Below are 20,181 nucleotides of genomic sequence, written 5' to 3' on the forward strand. Positions count from 1 at the left end.
CGATGAGACAACCTGATGAGATGCAAGATGTGACGTTGCTGGGCAACCAGAACGTAAAATATACGTTTGAATATGATCCGGGAATCCTGGAGAACTTTGATAACAAACATCCGTACCGTGATTATTTTGTAAAATTCAACTGCCCGGAGTTCACTAGTCTGTGCCCAATCACGGGTCAGCCGGACTTTGCGACGATCTATATCAGCTATATTCCGGATGTGAAAATGGTCGAGAGCAAATCGCTCAAACTATACCTGTTCAGCTTCCGCAACCATGGTGATTTCCACGAAGATTGTGTGAATATCATCATGAACGACCTAATCAAGCTGATGGACCCGCGCTTCATTGAAGTATGGGGCAAATTCACACCGCGTGGCGGCATTTCCATTGACCCTTATACGAACTATGGTAAGCCGGGAACGAAGTATGAGCAGATGGCTGAGCATCGTATGATGAATCATGATATGTATCCGGAAACGATTGATAATCGTTAAACTGGTGTGTAAATCAATTCTGCTATAAATAAAATCAAATTATAGGACACAGGAAAGCCGAACTCTTCAAACCTGAAGAAGTCCGGCTTTTTCTTTGTTTAGTTTAAACCCGTAGAACCTCAGTCTCTCGATGCCTGAAACGTTATTACAGTCATATATACAATGGTCATCACCAGCTCACGTTTGGCAGAAACATAAGGTGATAGCGATTTCATATCCATCCCTCCTCTGGCCTTCTTACACATAAATATGGATCTTCTTACAGTAGATGCTAAAGCAATACGTTTCTGTTGTAAATGTACGTTTTCTCTTGTTCCCCTTGTCGGTCCAATCAATCTATCCTATTATGTAATAATATGCTTACACGCATATATTACAACATCAGGCGCTGATCCCTCGTGACCGCGACCAAAGGAGAATTGTACATGTCTACACAAACCTCATTAACCAAGGACGCCACAGCGCGTTCGAAAGCCCCACCCGGATTGGATGCCCAAAGCACCGTTTACCGGATACTCATTGCGATCAGTCTGGTTCATCTGTTCAATGATTCGATCCAGTCGGTCATTCCCGCCATTTTTCCGATTCTGAAAGACTCCATGCATCTCACCTATACTCAAATCGGATGGATCTCATTTGCTATCAACTTTACCGCTTCCATTATGCAGCCTGTCGTAGGCTGGTTTGCTGATAAAAAACCGACGCCGTCCATTCTGCCCATCGGTATGGGTTTTACGTTTACCGGCATGTTGCTGCTCGCCTTTGCTGACAGTTATATGGCTGTCCTGATCTCCGTTATTTTTGTCGGTCTGGGTTCCGCTGCTTTCCATCCGGAAGGTTCGCGTGTATCGCACATGGCTGCTGGTCAACGCCGTGGACTGGCACAGTCCATCTTCCAGGTTGGTGGTAACGCTGGGCAATCCCTTGCCCCATTGCTTACACGCTGGATCTTTATCCCGTTTGGACTGTTCGGAGCTATTGGATTTACAGGCATTGCTGCCATGGGGATTGCAGTCCAGATCTACATAGCCCGTTGGTATGGACGCATGCTGCAATCGGGTGGATACCTGCGTAGACAGGCTGCTGCTCGTCGTGCACCCAATCCTGCTTTGCGCAAAAAGATTACTGCCGCCATTACGATATTAATCTTGCTCGTCTTTGTTCGTTCCTGGTATATCGCTTCCATCGGCAGCTTCTATGCGTTTAATCTGAAAGATACCTTTGGATTGTCCACAGAGGACGCGCAGATCTATATCTTCTTGTTCCTGGCTGCCGGAGCACTGGGTACGTTCTTCGGAGGCCCACTGGCGGATCGATTCGGCAAACGCAACCTGATCTTCCTGTCCATGGCCGGAGCTGCTCCACTGGCGCTGTTGTTGCCCTATGCGAATCTGTTCTGGACAGGTGTACTGCTAACCATTATTGGTTTTATCATGTTATCCAGCTTCTCGGTTACCGTTGTCTATGCACAAATGCTGATTCCAGGCAAAATCGGAACGGTCTCTGGCCTGATCACTGGTCTGGCATTTGGTATGGGAGGTCTGGGTGCACTTGTTCTGGGCAACTGGATTGATGTCTTCGACGTATCACCGGTAATGCAGATGTGCAGCTTCCTGCCACTGCTCGGGATCTTCACATTCCTGCTTCCATCCGATAAATTACTGAATATCTGGGCGAAAGAAAATGGTAGTGAAGAGTAACCTACATTTGCAGCCTGAATAAAAATTGAACCATAACAAAAAGGTTCCCGCCAACTCTGTATTTACAGACCGGCAGGAACCTTTTTGTTATATTTGTTTTCTCGTAATTAGCTACAAACGTTCTATTCAACATCACACATGACAACACTGCTGCCATGAGCTGTGATCAGTGCCTGAACATCTTCAAATTCAAGGAATACCGTCGCCGTATTTTCCATGGGATGAATTCCAATTTTTTGACCGACTAGATCTTTGTCAAAGACTACGGTTACGTTTTTCTGAATATTATTGAGAACCCCCATTGGATTGACATGCCCTTTTTCCAATCTGAGGAATTCCAACAAATCCTTCTCGCTGGCAAAACTGAGTTTGCGGCTAGGTATCTTTTCGCTTAAACTTCTCAAATCAACGGACTTCGTTCCAGCAATCGTCACCAGATAATAGTTGCGCTTCTTGTCATCACGCAGAAATAGATTTTTAACGATATGTTCTGTATGTGGAATTTGATAAGAGAATATTTCCTCCATCGTGTATACTGCGGGATGTTCAATGCTCTCGTAAACGATATTATTGCGATCCAAAAGATCATAGAAACCCTGTTTGTTTAACATGTAAAATTCATCTCTTTCATTTAAGTATTCTTCTGTACATTATTTCAAACGCTGAAGGATCAGCCGTTTTTTGTACAGCATTTTACCTGCTTCGGCTACATCACGAATCGTATTTTTGTTGCTCACCGAACCGAATACCATGCCGGCAATCGGAACGAGTTGGAACAGCTTCTTCCAGCCAAAGGATTCACTGTAGGAGTTAAAAACTTCCCGCCAGCCCTGCATCTGCGATACCACTTCAATGGGCTTGTCCGGATCATCGTAAGCTGCGAGTTCTTCAATAATCGCTTTCTTGCCTACAATATCAGCGGAAGAGAATTGCAGACATTTGACAATAAAGATGCGCTCCAGCGGCTCATCCGGATCATATCCGTAACATAGTGCCATCTCCTGAAGTACCTTCAGAGAAAGCCCCATCACCATCGGAATATCTGCTGCAATGGTTACTATGCCACCAAACCCTGTAGCTGCTCCCTGAGCCGCGGCAAACTTCGTTCGACTCTCGGTAATATTATCAGCCACCTGGTCCAGCACCTGAAGTGGCAGATTCTCTACACTATGAATCTTGGCTGTGCCCTCAGCTTCTGCTTCCTGCTCCAGACGATCGGTCGTATCCATCATGGAATAACCAGACTTCTCAGCTTCCTCTTGCAGCAATTTGGCTATTTTTTTCTTCTGTACGAGAAATTTGCCCCCATTCTGCACATACTGACCGACGTCGTTCAGGGAATCTCCGATCTTCTGTTTTAGCGCTTTAGGCATCACTTTATCCAACATCGCAAAGGGCAAACGCCCGATTTTATCCCAAATAAACAAGTCTTTCTGCTGTTTCTCCCATTTCAAAATCTGTTCAAGTTCCTTGTCCAACGTCTCGCGTGAATCCATATGTGATCCTCCTAATAGGTTGTGTATCGTAATCTGTATCTTTCTCATACGCAGAAATCATCGTTGTGGTTGCTTTGTTTTATTTCCAGGACACATATGTTCAGGCCTTTCTATCTTATCGTTCACATACGGAAGAGCCCTTAATCAGCATCACTCGCTAACTAAGGGCTCTCGTATTTAAGGTTTCACTACCTCTTATTTCGTTTCTGCTACTGCTTTTCCATCTGGAACCGGAACACCGAAGTCAGGTGTGCCATCTTCACGCCATTGAATCACTTGAGCACGGGCGTGACGGTTCGGATCATACAAGGGATCACCCTCGATGTCTTTGTAATTACGCGCATGATAAATCAGAATATCGGTCTTGCCATCCGGTGACACCGTAAAGCTGTTATGCCCCGGACCGTATTGGCCGTTCGCTTCACAAGTCTGGAATACCGGTTTGGGTGATTTCACCCAGCTTGCCGGATCAAGCAAATCGGCATTTTCATCTGCGGTGAGCAGACCCATGCAATAATTATAATCGGTCGCGCTGGCCGAGTAGCCGATAAACAACCGCCCATTCCGATGCATCACGGCTGCTCCTTCATTGACCTTAAAGCCGATGATCTCCCAATCGTACTCTGGCGTAGAGATCATGACCTGTTCACCGCGTATCGTCCATGGGTTTTCCATTTCGGCAATGTACAGGTTCGAGTTGCCCACAATATCGGGATCTTTCTGCGCCCAGACCAGATAGCGGATTCCCTTATGTTCAAAGGTCGTTGCATCCAGCGCGAATGATTCCCACCGGGTGTAAATCTGCCCCTTCTCTACCCACTCTCCTTCAAGTGGATTCGCAGAATCGTTCTCCAAAACATACATCCGATGATCGAACAGACCTTCGTTGGTCTCACTGGTGTGAGCCGCAGCGTAGTGTATGTACCATTTGCCATCGATAAAATGAATCTCCGGTGCCCAGATGTTGGCACTCATTGGCCCTGTGTCACGCTTCGTCCAAGCCGTTACCGGCTCAGCATTTCTCAACTCTTCCAACGTCTCTGCTCGTCGGATCTCAATCCGGTCAAAGGCTGGTACTGATGCGGAAAAATAATAGTAACCGTCTGTATGACGGTACACCCACGGATCAGCACGCTGCTCCAGGATAGGATTAGTAAAGGTAATGGAATCAGTCATGGGAATGCTCCCCTTTCAAATGTGTGTGATGGCTCGGAGTTAGGAATGTAACGCATACGTGAAAAGAAAAGGCAAGACATGGTGCACAGCGGACGTTCGGGGGTGGTAGGCCCTGGGTGCTCTCTTGTCCTCCGATTTCTTTTTCCACCGCTTCTGGCGGTTGAAATCGGATGCCAAACTCGCTCCTGCGGCTCCTTCCTCCCCTCACTGCTTGTGCACCTTTGGAGCGGCAGCTCGCTCTTACCGCGCTCGCTGGGTTACAACCTCACTTCGAGCCTTTTTTGTGGCTCGGTCTTATGGGGTTGACCGTTCGCAGGGTCAACTCTCCCCGTGTAATGCAGGGCTGGCCGCAGAGCTATAGGCCAGCTTTGGGTGCACAGCGGACGTTCGAGGGTGGTAGGGACTTGGTGCTCTCTTGTCCTCCGATTTCTTTTTTCACCGCTCCTGGCGGTTGAAATCGGATGCCAAACTCGCTCCTGCGGCTCCTTCCTCCCACTCACTGCTTGTGCACCATTGGCGCAGCAGCTCGCCCCTTATTCCTCAGCTGCGCTGATTTGCTTGCCCCAGATCGCCACGCCGTGGTCATTGAGTCCTGTCACTACGAGCGCAGATTGGCTTCGCTCCCAGTCCCAAGACGGCAGCAGCTTCAGCTCTTCTATGGAAGCTCCGCCCCATGGGCTTTCTTTCCACTTTAGTGTCAATGTTTGTTTACCATCAAACGTCCAGGTTCCTGAACCGTTTTCGCTTTGAATTTTACCGTTGTCCGTTAGGGTATAAGGCACGGCTTGAATCTGCCCGTCCACGGACGGATCAAGCGCCATGCCTTCCCACTCCCCGGCAATCATGGACTTCGGAATGTCCTGTACAGTCTCACCGGCGTAACGCTCCGGTGAAACGACAGGCCAGCCGTCCTTGGTCCATAACATTTTGCGTACATGCAGATATGGCCAGTTTTTATCCGTCTCGCCCCGTGCATGATGCACGATGTAATAATCGTCTCCGTCCTTCAGAACGGAGTTATGTCCGGGCGCAACCCAGCCCTCGCCTTCTGTGAAGCGATAACCGCCGAGAATTTTGGTGCCAATCTCATATTGCGGCAGATGCTCCGTATCCAGCATGTTATTGCCGTTTATGTCCGTGTACGGGCCTGTGATTGAATCAGCACGCGCAACCCTCACGTTATAGTCCTCGAATAAGGAATCATAGGAGACAAACAGATAATACTTTTTGAACTCCGGGTTATACACAATGTACGGACCTTCGACTGCACCTTCTTCGGTAGCACGATCCCGAGCGGCAATACGGGTACCATAACCCTCGTCCTTGAATTTCCCCGTGTCCGGATCCAGCGGCGCAATATAGATACCGTCAAAAAACGAACCGTATACCATCCACGAATTGCCCTCGGCATCCACAATGGGATTGGCATCTATCGCATTCAGTTTGTCTTGTTCATTGGCAGAAGTTTGCACTACCAGTCCTTCATCTGTCCAAGGCCCTTCGGGAGATGACGATGTCTGAAGACCAATAGCCGACTGGGTACTGCCAAAAGTAGAAGCCGAATAATACATCCGATAGGTATCGCCAGCCTGGATCACATCGGGTGCCCATAGATTAAGTGCACCTGTCCAATCCAGCGCTTCTTGCGGAATGCCCGGCAGAGCCTGACCTACCCACTTCCAGTGGATCAGATCATCTGATTTGCGTACCATGACGCCGGGTTTCGCTTCTCCTGCTACACGAACGTCTGTGGAATAGACGTAGTATCCCTGATCGGTTTTGATAATGGCCGGATCATGCGCATTGTTCACCGTCCAACGGGATTCATCATCCAGTATGGAAGTGTCATACAGCTGAGTATCTTGGGGAGCTTCAGGAAAGTCCGGACGGGGCACCGTTTCTCCCGCCCCTTCTCCAGCACAACCCGTAGCCCCAGTAATCAACAACAGCAACATGGAAGCAACAACCCCTCTCTTCGAAAATGTCCACCCTCGGAATCTCTTCCGCTGATTCATCCCTTAACTCCCGAAATGGCAACCGATTCAATAATCTGTTTCTGGAAGATCAGGAAGATGATTAATACCGGTAACAGAGCCACAATCGACGCTGCCATAATAAGTGGATAATCCGTCTGGATTGCATACGTGGCATTGAAGTTCGCTATAACCAGCTGCAGCGTCTGCTTCTCCGGTGAGTTCAGATAGATAATCGGTGCGAGATAATCGTTCCAGATCCCCATGAACCACAGAATTAACTGTGCAGCAACGGCAGGTTTAATCAACGGGAATGTAATACTGGAATAGAGACGGAAATAGGAACTTCCATCAATTTTGGCTGCTTCAATAATGGCATCTGGCACACTAAGCAGATATTGCCGGAGGAAGAAGATCATAATCACATTACCGAACAACCCCGGTACAATAAGCGGCAATAATGTATCTGTCCAGCCAAGTTTTGAGAACATCATGAATTGTGGAATCATGACTGTTGGATACGGAATCATCATGGAAGCAAGCAAAGCAAGAAACAGTTTGTTTTTATGTGGAAACCTCAATTTGGCAAAAGCAAACGCAGCGATACTGGATGTAAACGTACCGACGATCGTTACACTCACCGCGACAATGAGGCTGTTTTTGATCCCGCTTAGCAGAGGGCCTGCTTCCCATATTTCCTTATACTTTCCAAATTGAAACACTTCAGGTATCCACACAGGTGGAAGCGCGAATACATCCTGCTTCTCCTTCAATGAAGTGGATAGCATCCAGATCAGTGGTGCAACCATCGCAATGGCACCGATCGCGAGTACGATAAAAATGATCGTGTTCGTTAAATTCCTTTTTTGACTGTAAGACATCTCCGATTCACTCCTTCCCTTGACAATTAATCCCCATCATAAGCTGATTTTTCGTTCATTTTGAATTGCACCAAGGTAATGACAAAAATGAAAATACCAAGAATCATAGCCATGGCTGACGCATAACCCATCTGAAGGTTACTGAAGGCTTTCTGCCAAATGTAGAAGACAATCGAAGCCGATGAATATTCAGGACCACCTGTAGGCGTCATAATGTTCATCTCGGTAAAGATCTGGGAACCGCCAATGATATTCGTAACGACGAGGAAAAAGGTAACAGGCTTCACCATCGGCCAGGTGATATTGCGGAAAATCTGGAACCCATTGGCTCCATCCAGTTCAGCCGCCTCATAATATGTACGTGATACACTTTGCAGCGCTGCCAGGTACAATAACATGGTGTATCCCAAACCTTTCCATACCGTCATAATAATCAGTGCTGGTTTGACTGTGTCTTTGTTCGCGAGCCAGTTGGGACCCTCAATGCCAAACAGGCCGAGGAACTGGTTCACCAGACCGTAATCCCCGTTATACGCCCAGTTCCACATGATGGACACCGCAGCCAGGGAGGAGATGACCGGAATATAATAAATGACACGGAAGGTCGTAGTCCCGGGAATTTTACGATTCAAACCCATAGCCAGCAACAATGCCAGCAAAAGGCCAATCGGGATCCCGAGCATCAGGAAGAATGTATTAAACATCGCTTTGTAAAATAAGTCATCCGTTAGCAAGTCCTTGAAGTTGGCCAATCCGATAAAGTTCATCTGCCCCAGTCCATCCCAGTCGGTAAAGGAACCATAGAAGGAGTAGAGGAATGGGAACATGACAAAGATCAGCAACCCAAGAATCGGAGGTAAGATAAACAGATATCCGTACAGCATCTCTTTGCGATACAAACTCGATTTCGTAATCACGGCGTTCACCCCTGTTTCTAGTATCAGCATGTGGCATTCTTCGATTGAACCTTGCCGATCAACGAATGCCACATGCCCGTATGGAATCCAATAATACCCAATACGAATGATGCCAGCAGCATGATTGCAGGCTGCCGGCATCACCCTTTCCTATCTACTATTTCTGAGATTTCTGTTCCTGTTCAACCGCTTTGTCGAGCAGCTTCTGCATTTTTGGCTGTTGCTGCTTCACATAATCTGCGGCTGTAATCTTGCCATCCAATACCGGCTGGATGTCTGTGAAGAAGAGGTCATACCACTCCGCATTGTACGTGTAGTTACCTGGCAAAGAACGTCCGTAATCCTCTACGATATCAATGAATTCCTGCTTGTTGGATGGTTTCGTGGATGTATCTTTGGCCCACTCGTCTGCCATATCAAGCAGATTCGGAATCTGTACCTTGGCATCTACCAGTTGCTGCATACTTTCTTTCGAAGCGGTTAGGTAGTTCACCAATGCTGCCGCTTCTTCCGGATGTTTCGATTTCGCAGATACCCCGATTCCCAGGGAACCAATCCACGTAGCCGACTTGCCAGTCGATCCCGCAGGGAAAGGTAACAAATCATACTCGAAAGGCAATTTCTCGAATGTACTCATATCCCAAGGACCTACAGGGAAGAAGGCCATTTCGCCTTTCATCCAGCGTTGGTACGTATCCAATGTTTGCGCTTCCTCAATGGAAGGTGTAATGTTGTATACGTTCTGCATATCCGCGAAGAATTGCAAAGCTTCTGCGAATTTCGGATCATCAATGGTTACCTTCGTTTTGCTCTCATCCAGCCAGTCCCCGCCATTGCTCCATACAAAGGATTGCAGTGCCCACTGTACGTTGAAACCTGTACCGAATACATCCGGTTTACCGTCCCCGTTGGTATCCTTGGTCGCTTGCTGATTCACCTTAATGAACTCTTCCCATGTATATGGTTTATCCTTGTCAGGGAGTGGAATGCCTTCTTTTTCAAACAAAGTCTTGTTGTAGCCTAGTGCAAATGGCCCGAGGTCCTTCGGCATGCCGTAGATATCACCCTGTCCTGCCATCTTGCCATCATAACGGTATAGATCCACTCCATATTTCCAGATGTTATTCAAATCAACATCCGCATTTTTTTCAATGTAAGGTGTAAGATTCATGAGAACATTGCTGTTCACATAGGCCTTAATATCGCCTGGGTTAAAATAAAATACGTCAGGCAAGCTGTTGCCTGTAATTGCCGCTCTCAGCTTGGTTGCATATTGATCTGCAGCCGTTACAATAATTTTGACTTTCACACCCGGATGGTCTTCTTCGAATTTCTTGACCACCGCCTGGTATGCTTTCTGCTCATCTGTGCCCCCGCGGAACATAAACGTTAACTCCTTGTCCCCACTTGCACCGCTGCTTCCTCCTCCGCAGCCCGCAAGTACCAGTGCACTTACCAGCATAAGAAGCATAAATGTGACCCAATTCTTTTTCTTTACCATCTGAACCCCTCCTGATCTGGATTTGTAACCGTATTCAATTGGATGAAATAAGATTTCTGTTGTTAATTTATCAAATCCAGATCACTTTAGTCAACACTTTTATAAAACATTTTATATTTATCTAAAATAAATCAATACTTCGGCCATCCATTAGCGTCCCACAACAAGTCATTAATCAGCAATTTTGGATTGCCATTATCCTCTGCATCATAGGCGTGTCGTGCAATGACATTCCCGTTATACACGTCCTGACCACCTGGACCTTTCCATTTCACATTGCCTGTATCCAGTACCGTTCCGCCGCCATTCAGCATATTCACTCCGTTTTTATCCACATAAGGGCCTGTAATACTGGTAGAACGTCCATAGACCATTTTGTAGGTACTGTTCACCCCTTGGCAGCAAGAATCGATTGAAGCAAACAGGTAATAGTATCCGCCACGATATACGACACTTGGCCCTTCAATAGCACCCCCGTTATTCGGACGTGCAGCAATGGAAGTTATACTTCCCGTCGGTTTCATCGTGTTTTTGTCCAGCTTGACAATCTTCAGACCGCTCCAGAAAGAACCAAAGGCCAGCCACGGATTACCTGAAGCATCAATGACCAGATTCGGATCAATCGCATTATAATTATTGGCGGTCGTGGACTGAAGTACCAATCCTTCATCCTTCCACTGCCCTGCTCCAATGCTGTTCGCAGACGCAAGACCAATCGCAGACCGATTGGAACCAAAGGTGGATATTGAATAATAAAGCCACACTTTGCCGTTGTACTGTTCTATGTCTGGTGCCCATACATCCAATCCGCTTTGTCCTGGAACAGCAGAAGCCCACCAGGATGGCTTACTTAAGAAGATTTGTGGAACACGATACCAGGACGATCCATTATCCGATTTCAATACTTGAATGCCCGGGCCGGTTGAGAAGGTATACCAGGAACTGCCCTCTTTGATAATTGACGGATCATGAACCGCGATATCTCCGGTCAGATTCCAGAACGCCGCCAAAGCTTTTGACTGACCTGCCAGCAGTAATACCATCACAAGGAATGCCGGTAACGCCATGCGTTTCCACTTAAACCTCTTCACATTGCTTAACTTTTCCAAACCGAACTCCACCTTTCCTGATCAAATGGTTAATTAGGTTCATGAAGTAATGAATCAATTTAGGTATAATAGGATTATAAAAGCGGTTACATGACATTTCAATGGTATATTTCAAATATATGTGAACTGATTAACACTTATTTTGACCGGAATAGTGAACAAAATATAGATTATATTTTCGTATTTGCGCTATACACAAGGGTTTTGGCTTCTATTTCTCCACCCTTCCCTTCCATGAGGGAATGATTTATAATTATCTGAAATAAAACATATAAATGTGCAAATGTCTGTTTCGAAGAGACTTTGTTCAGAACGGGGAAAGGAAATCCACCTATGATTTATATTAAAGATCTGATGTCGGGTGTGAATATCTTCAAAGCGCTCAGTTCGGAAATCCGGATTCAGATCATTGAGCTGCTGGCCAAGAACCAAAGTCTTAATCTCAATGATCTTGCAACCAAACTCGGACTCAGCAATGGTGCCATCACGATGCATATCAAGAAGCTCGAAGAAAGCGGATTGATCGAAATCAACACCGCTGTTGGCAAGCATGGAATTCAGAAAATATGTTATCTCAATGAGGAAAAATTGATGGTTGATCTGCGTTCACAGGAGATTAACAATCGTTACGAGGTGGAGATTCAGGTAGGGCATTACAGCGATTATCAGGCTGCACCTACATGTGGTCTCGCTACCCGAGACAGTATTGTTGGAGAATTCGATGATCCGCGGTACTTTGCTGATCCACTGCGGATTGATGCGGAGATGATCTGGCTGGCTGAAGGTTATCTGGAGTATCGAATTCCCAACTATCTCAAGCCTAATCAGTCGTTTAGCGAAATTCAGTTGTCGATGGAACTGGGTTCGGAAGCGCCTGGCTTTTGTGACAATTACCCTTCGGATATTTATTTCTATGTCAATGGGATTGAGATTGGCTGCTGGACGAGTCCGGGGGATTTTGGCAATACACGCGGTACCTTCAATCCGGAATGGTGGCCTCCCCATCTGAATCAGTACGGCATGCTGAAGCTGATCCGAATCACGCAGGAAGGCAGTTATATTGATGGGTGTCGTATCTCGGATGTAACGCTTGACCAGATCGGGCTGGATTACAAAAGCGATATTCACTTCCGCATTGCGGTTACCGATGGACCTCTTAACAAACGCGGTTTAACGATCTTCGGCAAAAACTTTGGCAATTACGGACAGAACCTGCTCGCCCGCGTTCTCTATAACGTGCAAGAGGAATAGAGCCCACTCTGACTAAATGCCCGAAATAAAAGCTCAACAGAACTGCCAAGATACCTAAGATACCTGCTCTTCTACACAACAATAATGTGCCTTAGAAAGAGTGCGATCCAGCACTCTTTTTTTGTTGTTTCATCCCGACCAATCCCTTGTTCATTCAGGCTGGAACAAAACATAGTAGATTATATTGACCAGCTGTAGTCATCCATCTTGTTCACTGTGTCGTGATATAATAATGGCCTGGAATGACAATATGGAAAAACGGGCGGGGATAGCTTTTGAAATTGGAGCGATTAATCTCAATCATATATAAACTGCTGAATCACGAAGTGTTGTCGGCTTCCACTCTGGCGGAAGAGTTTCAGGTGTCCCCAAGAACGATCTATCGGGATATTGATGTGATCTGCGCAGCCGGCTTTCCGGTCGTCTCCCATCAGGGACTTAAAGGCGGATATGGCATGATGGACGGATATAAAATGGATAAGAGCCTGCTCGGTTCTTATGATGTTGATGCCCTGATTACGGTCCTTAGCAGTCTATCGACGGTATTCGAAGATGCACGTGCACAGGGAACCATTGAACGTCTGCAGACGATTGGATCCGAGCATCAGAATCCAAGTCTATCCGTGGATTTGGAGACTCGCCGAACAGAGCCTGATGCGCTTCCTCATCTCCGTACAGGGATTACGAAGCATCAAGTTGTGCGTTTTGACTACATCAATACGAAAAATGAACATATAACGCGCCATCTGGAACCGGTAAAACTTCATTTTAAATATCGTAATTGGTACGTTTATGGATTTTGCCAGACAAGGCAGGATTATCGAGAGTTTCGACTATCCCGGATGATGAATGTGAGCCTGACATCGGAACACTTTCAACCACATCTTGAGCTTCCTCAGGCGACTGTGGTGTCAGATCCGTCATGGCAAGATCAGATTAGTGATGTTGTATTTCGGGTGAAACCGGAAGCGCTCGCGGAAGCTCTGGATCATTTTCAACAGGCGGATAAGCAATTTCACGAGGATGGAAGTATGACGATGCGTATTCAGGTCCATCGGCCGTTACAAGCCAAGTGGTTATGGTCGTTTCTGCTTAGTTTGGGCAGCGGCGCCGAGGTGTTTGAACCGATTGAATTACGCAGCATCCTGAAAGAACAACTTCGTAACGCGCTTAACCTCTATGAAGAAGTATGACACGCTGTTGTCATACTTCTTTTTTTATAATGATCTCAGTAAGTAACCAAATCCCTCGCCAAATCAAAGGAGACGATCATTAATGAGTCAACCGGAGCAAATGTATAACTACCACACATGGGCCACTCAAACCATCCTGAGCAGAATCAAGGAACTGCCCTCTTCCGTACTGAGTCAGGAAGTGAATAGTTCGTTCCCAACCATCGCTCATGCCCTCAGCCATATCTATGCCGTGGATAAGATGTGGTATCTGGTGTTAACGGACACCGGCATGCCCGAGGCACTGCAAGCATGCATACCTCTCAATAGTGAGATACACGGTTCAATAGATGAGTACATCCAATGTTTTGCCGACTTGTCGGTACAATACAGGGAGTGGCTCCAAGGCCAGACGGATCTGGAAAAAACCGTTCTGCTCGATAATCCATTTGCCGGAGTCCGCGAAACCAGCTTATCGGAAATGGTATTCCATCTGGTGAATCACGGGACCTACCACCGAGGCAATGTGTCTACTATGCTGCGTCAATTGGGGCACGTCTCCATCATGAACGACTATTCTCTCTTCTGGTATCAAGAACCGGCTCAAGTATAGGCAACGATTCGATGGAAAATGTACATTGTATCCCCGTGACATCGAGGGAGGAATTGAGAAATTGGTTACAGGAGCACGGAAAATTCCAGCGTTCTTGCTGGGTCATTGTAAGCATGAAACCTACTCCTGATACCCTGCTGTACTTGGACGTGGTTGAGGAGTCGCTATGCTTCGGCTGGATCGATGGTGTCAAAAAGAAAATATCCGAGACCCAATTGGCACAGAGATTATCTCCTCGAAGCAAACGTAGTTCATGGACTGAATTGAACAAGGAACGTGTCCGTCGTCTTGAAAAGTTGGGCTTAATGCATGACGAAGGTAGAAAGGTTCTTCCTGTGATGGACCCGAATGCTTTCATTATCGATGGTGTGATCGAACAAAGGCTGAAAGAGGACCAACAGGTGTATGCGAACTTCATGGCCTTCCCTGCCCTGTATAAAAACGTTCGGATTGATACGATCCAAAGTGTAAAAGATCAGCCAGCATTATTCCAGAGCAGATTGGATAAATTCATAACCAACACGAAGGAAAATAAAATGTACGGTCAATGGCATGACAACGGACGCCTTCTGGATGATTAAAGTGTCCCTGAGACAGCAAACAGGACCTCCTTTGAGGAGGCCCTGTTTTGATGTTTCCCATATTTAATGATTCTGCCTGTATGTTTTGGGAGACTCGCCAAAAGCTTTCTTAAACTGACGGGTGAAATAATTACTATCGTTAAACCCGCATTCATACGAAATTTCCGTAATGGACAGGTTCCCGTTTTTCAGCAGATGACAAGCCTTTTCCAGACGCAACTTCTGCAGATAAGAGATCGGAGTCATCTGATAATAGGATCGAAAAATCCGATTCAGATGCCTAATTGAAATATTCGACTTCCCCGCAATGTCCTCCAGCGACAATGGCTCCAGATAATGATCTTCAATATATGAAATGGCATTCGCCAAATGCATCAGATTGTTGCCCTCTATACCCTTTTCCTGCGTATCATATTGCCTCGACAAATATACAACCATCTCCGTAAGACGTGAGATCAACATCGTCTGATACCCTTGCTGTTTATTGTGATATTCCTCAATCATGAACGATATCAGTGATTCTACATACTCCAGACTTGCAATGGATAACGCCAGTTTACTGGGAAATGAGTGGGTATTACGATAAAACGGTTCCAAAACAAACAGTGCCTGGAAGCCATTGGATTTCCTCAGATCTGGCCCAGCCGAAGCAAGCATCTCGGGACTGAACATAACGTTACAGATCCTAAAATCATGAGGGTCTTTATACGCATGATGGGTGTCGCCATTGATCACAAACGCGTTTCCTTTTTTGATAAAAAATTCTTCGGTGTTCACCACATGAGTTGCATGACCATTCAGGACAATCACAAGTTCCGTAAAATCCATATGATTATGAAGCTCCATGTCCTCAACGTGTCCACCGTACTGAATAAAAAACGGAAACTGTTGATGATCTGAAGTAAACCATCTCAAATATGCATTACTCAAAGCATTCCCCTCCACGAACATTGTTGGGTTGAATGTCTATATCATGCTATTCCAAGACCGAAAAATCAAGGTGCAATATACTTAAAAACGTTATAATTCGCCTTGTAGCAGGGATTTTCAATGTGTCCAGATTCGTACTAAACTCTCTCAATGAATAGGAGTATAACATGATGAAATATACCAATCCGGTGATTCCGGGTTTTTATCCAGATCCAAGTATCTGCCGTGTAGATGAAGACTATTACCTGGTGACGAGTACATTTGAATATTTTCCGGGTGTACCGCTCTTTCACAGCAAAGACCTCGTGAACTGGCGACAGATCGGTCATGTCCTTACTACCCCAGAACAACTTCCTCTAGCGAATGCAGGCAGCTCTGGCGGTATTTATGCTCCAACACTCAGGTATCATGATGGCTGGTTCTATATGACAACAACCAATGTAAGCGGCGGTGGAAATCTATATGTACGCAGCACCCAACCCGAAGGGCCATGGTCTGCTCCCATCTTTGTTGATCAAGATGGTATAGATCCCTCTTTTCTATTTGACGAAGATGGTCGTGTGTATTTTCAAACTGCCTGTAATGGAAATGAAGGCGAGGGCATCTATCAGTGTGAGATAGATATCAAGACCGGAGCCAAACTAACCAATAGCCGATTGATCTGGAACGGAACCGGAGGAGCAGCCCCCGAAGCTCCCCACCTGTACAAAATAAACGACTTCTACTATTTGATGATCGCCGAAGGTGGAACCGAGTATGGTCATATGGAGACCATTGCTCGGAGTACAGATCCATACGGACCATTTGATCCGTGTCCTCATAATCCGATTCTGTCCAATCGAAGCATGAAATCCAGTATCCATGCAACCGGTCATGCAGACCTTGTCCAGATTCAGGATGGAAGCTGGTGGGCCGTATGTCTTGGCCTTCGTCCAGCAGGTTACCCTATGCGACACCATCTGGGACGCGAAACCTTCCTGGCACCTGTCACTTGGACGAATGACGGTTGGCCGATGATCGGTGTGGACGGACATATTGAGCCGGAGATGGCCGGACCTTCGTTGCCTGAGCACCCTTGGTCACCTCAGGCTATCCGGGATCATTTTGACGAACCAACATTGGACATGAACTGGATCTTCTTGCGGAACCCAGATCCAGATAGTTGGACGCTCACAGAAAATCCCGGGCAACTCATCCTGCGGGGTAACCCGATTTCTCTCGATGATGGAAGAAATCCAGCCTTTGTCGGGCGTCGCTTGAGCCATTTCCTATGCAACATGGCAGCCGAGCTGCATTATGAGCCAGGTGCGAGCGGCGGTGAAGCTGGATTAACCGTATTTATGAATAATAAATATCATTATGACTTGGCTGTAACACAGATCGACGGTCAGAAGAAAATCATGCTGCGGCGAACGGTCGGCTCTCTACGAACTGAACAGATTCTTGACTGTGAGCAGGGTCCGATTGTTTTACAGATCAAGGCCGACCGGAATCACTTTACGTTCCTCTACCAGCAAGGCTCATCCGATGCTATCGAAGTAGGTTCGGGTGAAACCCATCTGTTGTCTACTGAAGTGGCAAGTGGTTTTACAGGTGTCATTATAGCCATGTATGCCTATGATCCATCGGGGGAACGCCCCCCTGCAGGTTTCGACTGGTTCGACTATGAACCTCTGGATGAATAATCGTTTTAACTCCTAAACTTAATATATGTTCGACTATAATTATCCCCTTAAAGTAGATACTCTTTGAAAAGCCTTATGTGGTAGCATAAGGAAATGAGTATACTTCGAGGGGATTTTGCTATCGTCATATCTTTCTTGCTTTATTAGAGAAGTTCTCCTAGTATTTTTAGTAAGAACACCCAGTAGCTCGCATCATGGCAATAGCTTCCCCATCCATATGAGAGCGCTATCGCTGCAGCACTATAGAAAAATGGGAGGTTGCAGATATGAAATGGAATCACTTTAAGTCCAAGCTTCTGCTCAAGTACACCTTATCCTATATCTCCATTTTCCTTATACCTCTTGTTATTTTAACCATCATTATTTACCACAATGCTGTGGACACGCTCCGTTCAGAGATTGAACAGACCAATGTCAACCAGCTCACTCAAGCCAAAACTGTCATTGATGATCGCATGAAGGAACTACAAGACATCGCGTTTCGCATCGCCTACGATGAGCAGTTAACGCGGTATTGGACCCACCATCCGTACTATAGCCGAGAATCGATTGGAGCATTGGTCAAATATAAAGCCACCAGTTCCATTATCGATGAACTATTCCTGTTCTTCCGTGGAGATGACAGCATCTACTCTTCTCAAGGTTCTGAGAATCTGGATGTATTCACAGGCCGCTACAAATTTAATACTTGGAACAAAACAGACATGATCCGGGATTTGAATAACGTGCAGTTCCCCACGATACGACCGGCGGAGCAGGTCGTTCAAGGAACCAAAATACCCAATTCCATGCTGGCGTACCTTGTACCGATTGCGCCTAACAATACGCCCGCCCACGGAACCGTCATGTACCTGATTCATGAATCTAATCTGACCGGCTTGATTGACTCCATCCTCAGTGACTATCACGGGATGACCTACATTTTCGATAATTACGGGCAAGTTCTGGCAGCCAATTACAAGGGAGAAATTATTACTGATCAGGAAGTCAGCGCTCTGTTTGCACTCGAGCCCGGAACGCACAGCATCTCCTTAAATCAAGAACCACATTCGGTTGTATCCGTTAAATCGGATGCAGGCTGGACCTATGTAACTGCTATGCCAAGCAATCAATTTTTTAGCCGAATCGTTCATATTCGTACCTTTATTATTCTTGTTTTCTCCTTCATGGTGGTTATGGGTACTTTCCTTGCCATTATGTTGGCCCGGAGACAATATCACCCCATTTCAGATCTAATGGAGTTCATTCGGTTGAAGAATGATCCTGATACATCCTCAACGACCAACGAGCTGGAATGGATCAAGAAAACACTGCACGATTATAGTCAGCGCGTAGATCTTCAGGAACCCTACGCTCGCAATCATATTTTGCTTATGTTGCTAAAGTACGGCCATACCGGAGATTTCCCCTCTGAGTTTACGGACAAGCTCGGCATACGATTCAACCGATCTCATTATTTTGTCATGATCATGGGCTGGGAAATGCATGCTTTTCCTATCGTTGATAACGATAACGCTGTGCAAATAACCATAATGCAGCTGATGAACGATGTGGAACTGTCGGAGTTATCTGCTTATGCTTACGGCGTGGAGCTTCCACAGGCAGACCAATTGGCTCTCATCGTCGGATTTGATGCCGAGATCGGGCATGAAGGCAGTCTGAACAACCGTATGGAGCCTATCATTGAAAAACTGCAAGGGATGGTGACGGAGCACACCGGCGTCGCGCCCGCAATCGGGATAGGTAATCGATACAGTTATCCAGAGCAACTGAATCAGTCCTACATCGAGGCATCGACCGCTCTTGAAGCATCGATGCTGCATGGACAGGGCAGCAGTACCTTCTTCAACGCCCTTTCCGGTTCCAGTGCACAGGATGCTTCCTTCTGGGTCCCTAAGGATGTACTGTTGAAGCTGGTTCAAAGCTTAAAACAGGGTAGCTATGATGTGGCGGTTCAGATGGTGTCGACCGCGTTAAACAACCTGAAAGCCGAAATGCCGTCCGTACCACTGCTGCGTTGCATCTGCTTTGATATTCTGAATACCATGCTAAAAACCGCATCGGAGCTTGGGATTCATCATGTCGTTAATCAACTCCCAAGAATCACATCCTATGACTCGCTGGAAGATTTGGAGAAGAAACTGACAGGGCTTGCCGCCGAAATCTGCGCCCACGTCGAGGCGAAGAGCGAGACGGAAGAAAGTTCCCTGATGGATGAAATCGTTGCTTATATCGATGCCAATTTCTCGAATTATGACCTCAGCCTGGGTACGATCTCATCTCAATTCACAATCTCTTCATCGTATTTCAGTCGTTCCTTCAAAGAAAAGATCGGCATGAATTTCACCCAATACATCTGGCAGAAACGGATGGATGAGGTTATTCGACTGTTGCTGCATACAACCGATCCGTTAAAAGACATCATTACACGGGTCGGTTACCTGGATACACCGAACTTCATCCGCAAGTTTAAGAAAGAGACAGGATACACACCCGGACAGTATCGCAAAATGCACCGTCCTAACGGCTCCCCCGATTCCCCAGAAGATGACGACGAGGAATGTATTGGATAAATGGAGATATCGTGCAAGATTCGTTAGACCTAAATATCGCAAACAAGGGGCCGTCCTATAAGTCATGCTCATGACTTGTAGGACGGCCCCTTCGTATGTTTTTAGTCCATATCCATCATCTGACCCGTC

The 20,181-nt window shown here is 46.4% G+C and carries 17 protein-coding genes; 8 read left to right on the plus strand and 9 right to left on the minus strand.

Annotation, left to right across the window (positions count from 1 at the left end):
• Window positions 1-2 precede the first annotated feature (2 nt).
• Together queF and FS628_RS08270 are read left to right on the plus strand one after the other, a co-directional pair.
• Window positions 3-494: a preQ(1) synthase gene (queF, locus tag FS628_RS08265; protein WP_145320710.1), complete on the plus strand. Its 492-nt coding sequence runs from the start codon at window positions 3-5 to the stop codon at window positions 492-494.
• Window positions 495-919: 425 nt separating this feature from the next.
• On the plus strand, window positions 920-2,194 hold the full coding sequence (locus tag FS628_RS08270; protein WP_145320712.1) for an MFS transporter: 1,275 nt from the start codon (window positions 920-922) through the stop codon (window positions 2,192-2,194).
• Between the two features lie 122 nt (window positions 2,195-2,316).
• Here the strand turns inward: FS628_RS08270 and FS628_RS08275 are convergent, their stop codons facing one another.
• The 8 genes from FS628_RS08275 to FS628_RS08310 form a co-directional block, all read right to left on the minus strand.
• Window positions 2,317-2,805, minus strand: coding sequence for a prolyl-tRNA synthetase associated domain-containing protein (locus FS628_RS08275; protein WP_145320714.1), 489 nt, complete (start codon window positions 2,803-2,805; stop codon window positions 2,317-2,319).
• 39 nt (window positions 2,806-2,844) lie between these two features.
• On the minus strand, window positions 2,845-3,690 hold the full coding sequence (locus tag FS628_RS08280; protein ID WP_145320716.1) for an EcsC family protein: 846 nt from the start codon (window positions 3,688-3,690) through the stop codon (window positions 2,845-2,847).
• A gap of 195 nt (window positions 3,691-3,885) precedes the next feature.
• Window positions 3,886-4,866, minus strand: a complete 981-nt coding sequence (locus FS628_RS08285) for a glycoside hydrolase family 43 protein (protein WP_145320718.1) — start codon at window positions 4,864-4,866, stop codon at window positions 3,886-3,888.
• Window positions 4,867-5,399: 533 nt separating this feature from the next.
• Window positions 5,400-6,821: an arabinan endo-1,5-alpha-L-arabinosidase gene (locus FS628_RS08290; protein WP_145321475.1), complete on the minus strand. Its 1,422-nt coding sequence runs from the start codon at window positions 6,819-6,821 to the stop codon at window positions 5,400-5,402.
• A 56-nt stretch (window positions 6,822-6,877) separates the two neighbouring features.
• Window positions 6,878-7,720 (minus strand): carbohydrate ABC transporter permease, encoded by an 843-nt coding sequence (locus tag FS628_RS08295; protein WP_124117106.1) that lies wholly within the window; start codon window positions 7,718-7,720, stop codon window positions 6,878-6,880.
• A gap of 26 nt (window positions 7,721-7,746) precedes the next feature.
• Entirely contained in the window at window positions 7,747-8,637 is an 891-nt protein-coding gene (locus tag FS628_RS08300) for a carbohydrate ABC transporter permease (protein WP_145321477.1), read from the minus strand.
• A 157-nt stretch (window positions 8,638-8,794) separates the two neighbouring features.
• Window positions 8,795-10,138 (minus strand): ABC transporter substrate-binding protein, encoded by a 1,344-nt coding sequence (locus FS628_RS08305; RefSeq protein ID WP_145320720.1) that lies wholly within the window; start codon window positions 10,136-10,138, stop codon window positions 8,795-8,797.
• A 131-nt stretch (window positions 10,139-10,269) separates the two neighbouring features.
• Window positions 10,270-11,205, minus strand: coding sequence for a glycoside hydrolase family 43 protein (locus tag FS628_RS08310; protein ID WP_440131268.1), 936 nt, complete (start codon window positions 11,203-11,205; stop codon window positions 10,270-10,272).
• A gap of 375 nt (window positions 11,206-11,580) precedes the next feature.
• Here FS628_RS08310 and FS628_RS08315 point away from each other — a divergent pair, with 375 nt between their 5' ends.
• The 4 genes from FS628_RS08315 (at window position 11,581) to FS628_RS08330 (ending at window position 14,864) form a co-directional block, all read left to right on the plus strand.
• Window positions 11,581-12,498 carry an ArsR/SmtB family transcription factor gene (locus FS628_RS08315; protein WP_017690213.1) on the plus strand — a complete coding sequence of 306 codons (918 nt, stop codon included), beginning with the start codon at window positions 11,581-11,583 and terminating at the stop codon, window positions 12,496-12,498.
• 275 nt (window positions 12,499-12,773) lie between these two features.
• Window positions 12,774-13,691, plus strand: coding sequence for a helix-turn-helix transcriptional regulator (locus tag FS628_RS08320; protein ID WP_145320724.1), 918 nt, complete (start codon window positions 12,774-12,776; stop codon window positions 13,689-13,691).
• Between the two features lie 82 nt (window positions 13,692-13,773).
• Window positions 13,774-14,283, plus strand: coding sequence for a DinB family protein (locus tag FS628_RS08325; protein WP_145320726.1), 510 nt, complete (start codon window positions 13,774-13,776; stop codon window positions 14,281-14,283).
• 11 nt (window positions 14,284-14,294) lie between these two features.
• Entirely contained in the window at window positions 14,295-14,864 is a 570-nt protein-coding gene (locus FS628_RS08330) for a YdeI/OmpD-associated family protein (protein WP_145320728.1), read from the plus strand.
• Window positions 14,865-14,927: 63 nt separating this feature from the next.
• Here the strand turns inward: FS628_RS08330 and FS628_RS08335 are convergent, their stop codons facing one another.
• Entirely contained in the window at window positions 14,928-15,794 is an 867-nt protein-coding gene (locus FS628_RS08335) for a helix-turn-helix domain-containing protein (protein ID WP_145320730.1), read from the minus strand.
• Window positions 15,795-15,964: 170 nt separating this feature from the next.
• Here FS628_RS08335 and FS628_RS08340 point away from each other — a divergent pair, with 170 nt between their 5' ends.
• Together FS628_RS08340 and FS628_RS08345 are read left to right on the plus strand one after the other, a co-directional pair.
• Complete coding sequence (locus tag FS628_RS08340) at window positions 15,965-17,479, plus strand: glycoside hydrolase family 43 protein (protein WP_145320733.1); 1,515 nt, start codon at window positions 15,965-15,967, stop codon at window positions 17,477-17,479.
• Window positions 17,480-17,745: 266 nt separating this feature from the next.
• A complete protein-coding gene (locus FS628_RS08345; RefSeq protein ID WP_145320735.1) occupies window positions 17,746-20,052 on the plus strand; it encodes a helix-turn-helix domain-containing protein in 2,307 nt (768 codons plus the stop codon).
• Window positions 20,053-20,181 lie beyond the last annotated feature (129 nt).

The sequence above is a fragment of the Paenibacillus xylanexedens genome (assembly GCF_007676705.1).
Classification (GTDB): domain Bacteria; phylum Bacillota; class Bacilli; order Paenibacillales; family Paenibacillaceae; genus Paenibacillus; species Paenibacillus xylanexedens_C.

Coding starts and splice junctions, on each gene's coding strand:
- FS628_RS08280 (WP_145320716.1), bottom strand. CDS start 3,690: ATGGATTCACGCGAGACGTTGGACAAGGAACTTGAACAGATTTTGAAA.
- FS628_RS08310 (WP_440131268.1), bottom strand. CDS start 11,205: ATGGCGTTACCGGCATTCCTTGTGATGGTATTACTGCTGGCAGGTCAG.
- FS628_RS08295 (WP_124117106.1), bottom strand. CDS start 7,720: ATGTCTTACAGTCAAAAAAGGAATTTAACGAACACGATCATTTTTATC.
- FS628_RS08285 (WP_145320718.1), bottom strand. CDS start 4,866: ATGACTGATTCCATTACCTTTACTAATCCTATCCTGGAGCAGCGTGCT.
- FS628_RS08340 (WP_145320733.1), top strand. CDS start 15,965: ATGAAATATACCAATCCGGTGATTCCGGGTTTTTATCCAGATCCAAGT.
- FS628_RS08330 (WP_145320728.1), top strand. CDS start 14,295: ATGGAAAATGTACATTGTATCCCCGTGACATCGAGGGAGGAATTGAGA.
- FS628_RS08325 (WP_145320726.1), top strand. CDS start 13,774: ATGAGTCAACCGGAGCAAATGTATAACTACCACACATGGGCCACTCAA.
- FS628_RS08290 (WP_145321475.1), bottom strand. CDS start 6,821: ATGTTGCTGTTGTTGATTACTGGGGCTACGGGTTGTGCTGGAGAAGGG.
- FS628_RS08315 (WP_017690213.1), top strand. CDS start 11,581: ATGATTTATATTAAAGATCTGATGTCGGGTGTGAATATCTTCAAAGCG.
- FS628_RS08305 (WP_145320720.1), bottom strand. CDS start 10,138: ATGGTAAAGAAAAAGAATTGGGTCACATTTATGCTTCTTATGCTGGTA.
- FS628_RS08275 (WP_145320714.1), bottom strand. CDS start 2,805: ATGTTAAACAAACAGGGTTTCTATGATCTTTTGGATCGCAATAATATC.
- FS628_RS08270 (WP_145320712.1), top strand. CDS start 920: ATGTCTACACAAACCTCATTAACCAAGGACGCCACAGCGCGTTCGAAA.
- queF (WP_145320710.1), top strand. CDS start 3: ATGAGACAACCTGATGAGATGCAAGATGTGACGTTGCTGGGCAACCAG.
- FS628_RS08345 (WP_145320735.1), top strand. CDS start 17,746: ATGAAATGGAATCACTTTAAGTCCAAGCTTCTGCTCAAGTACACCTTA.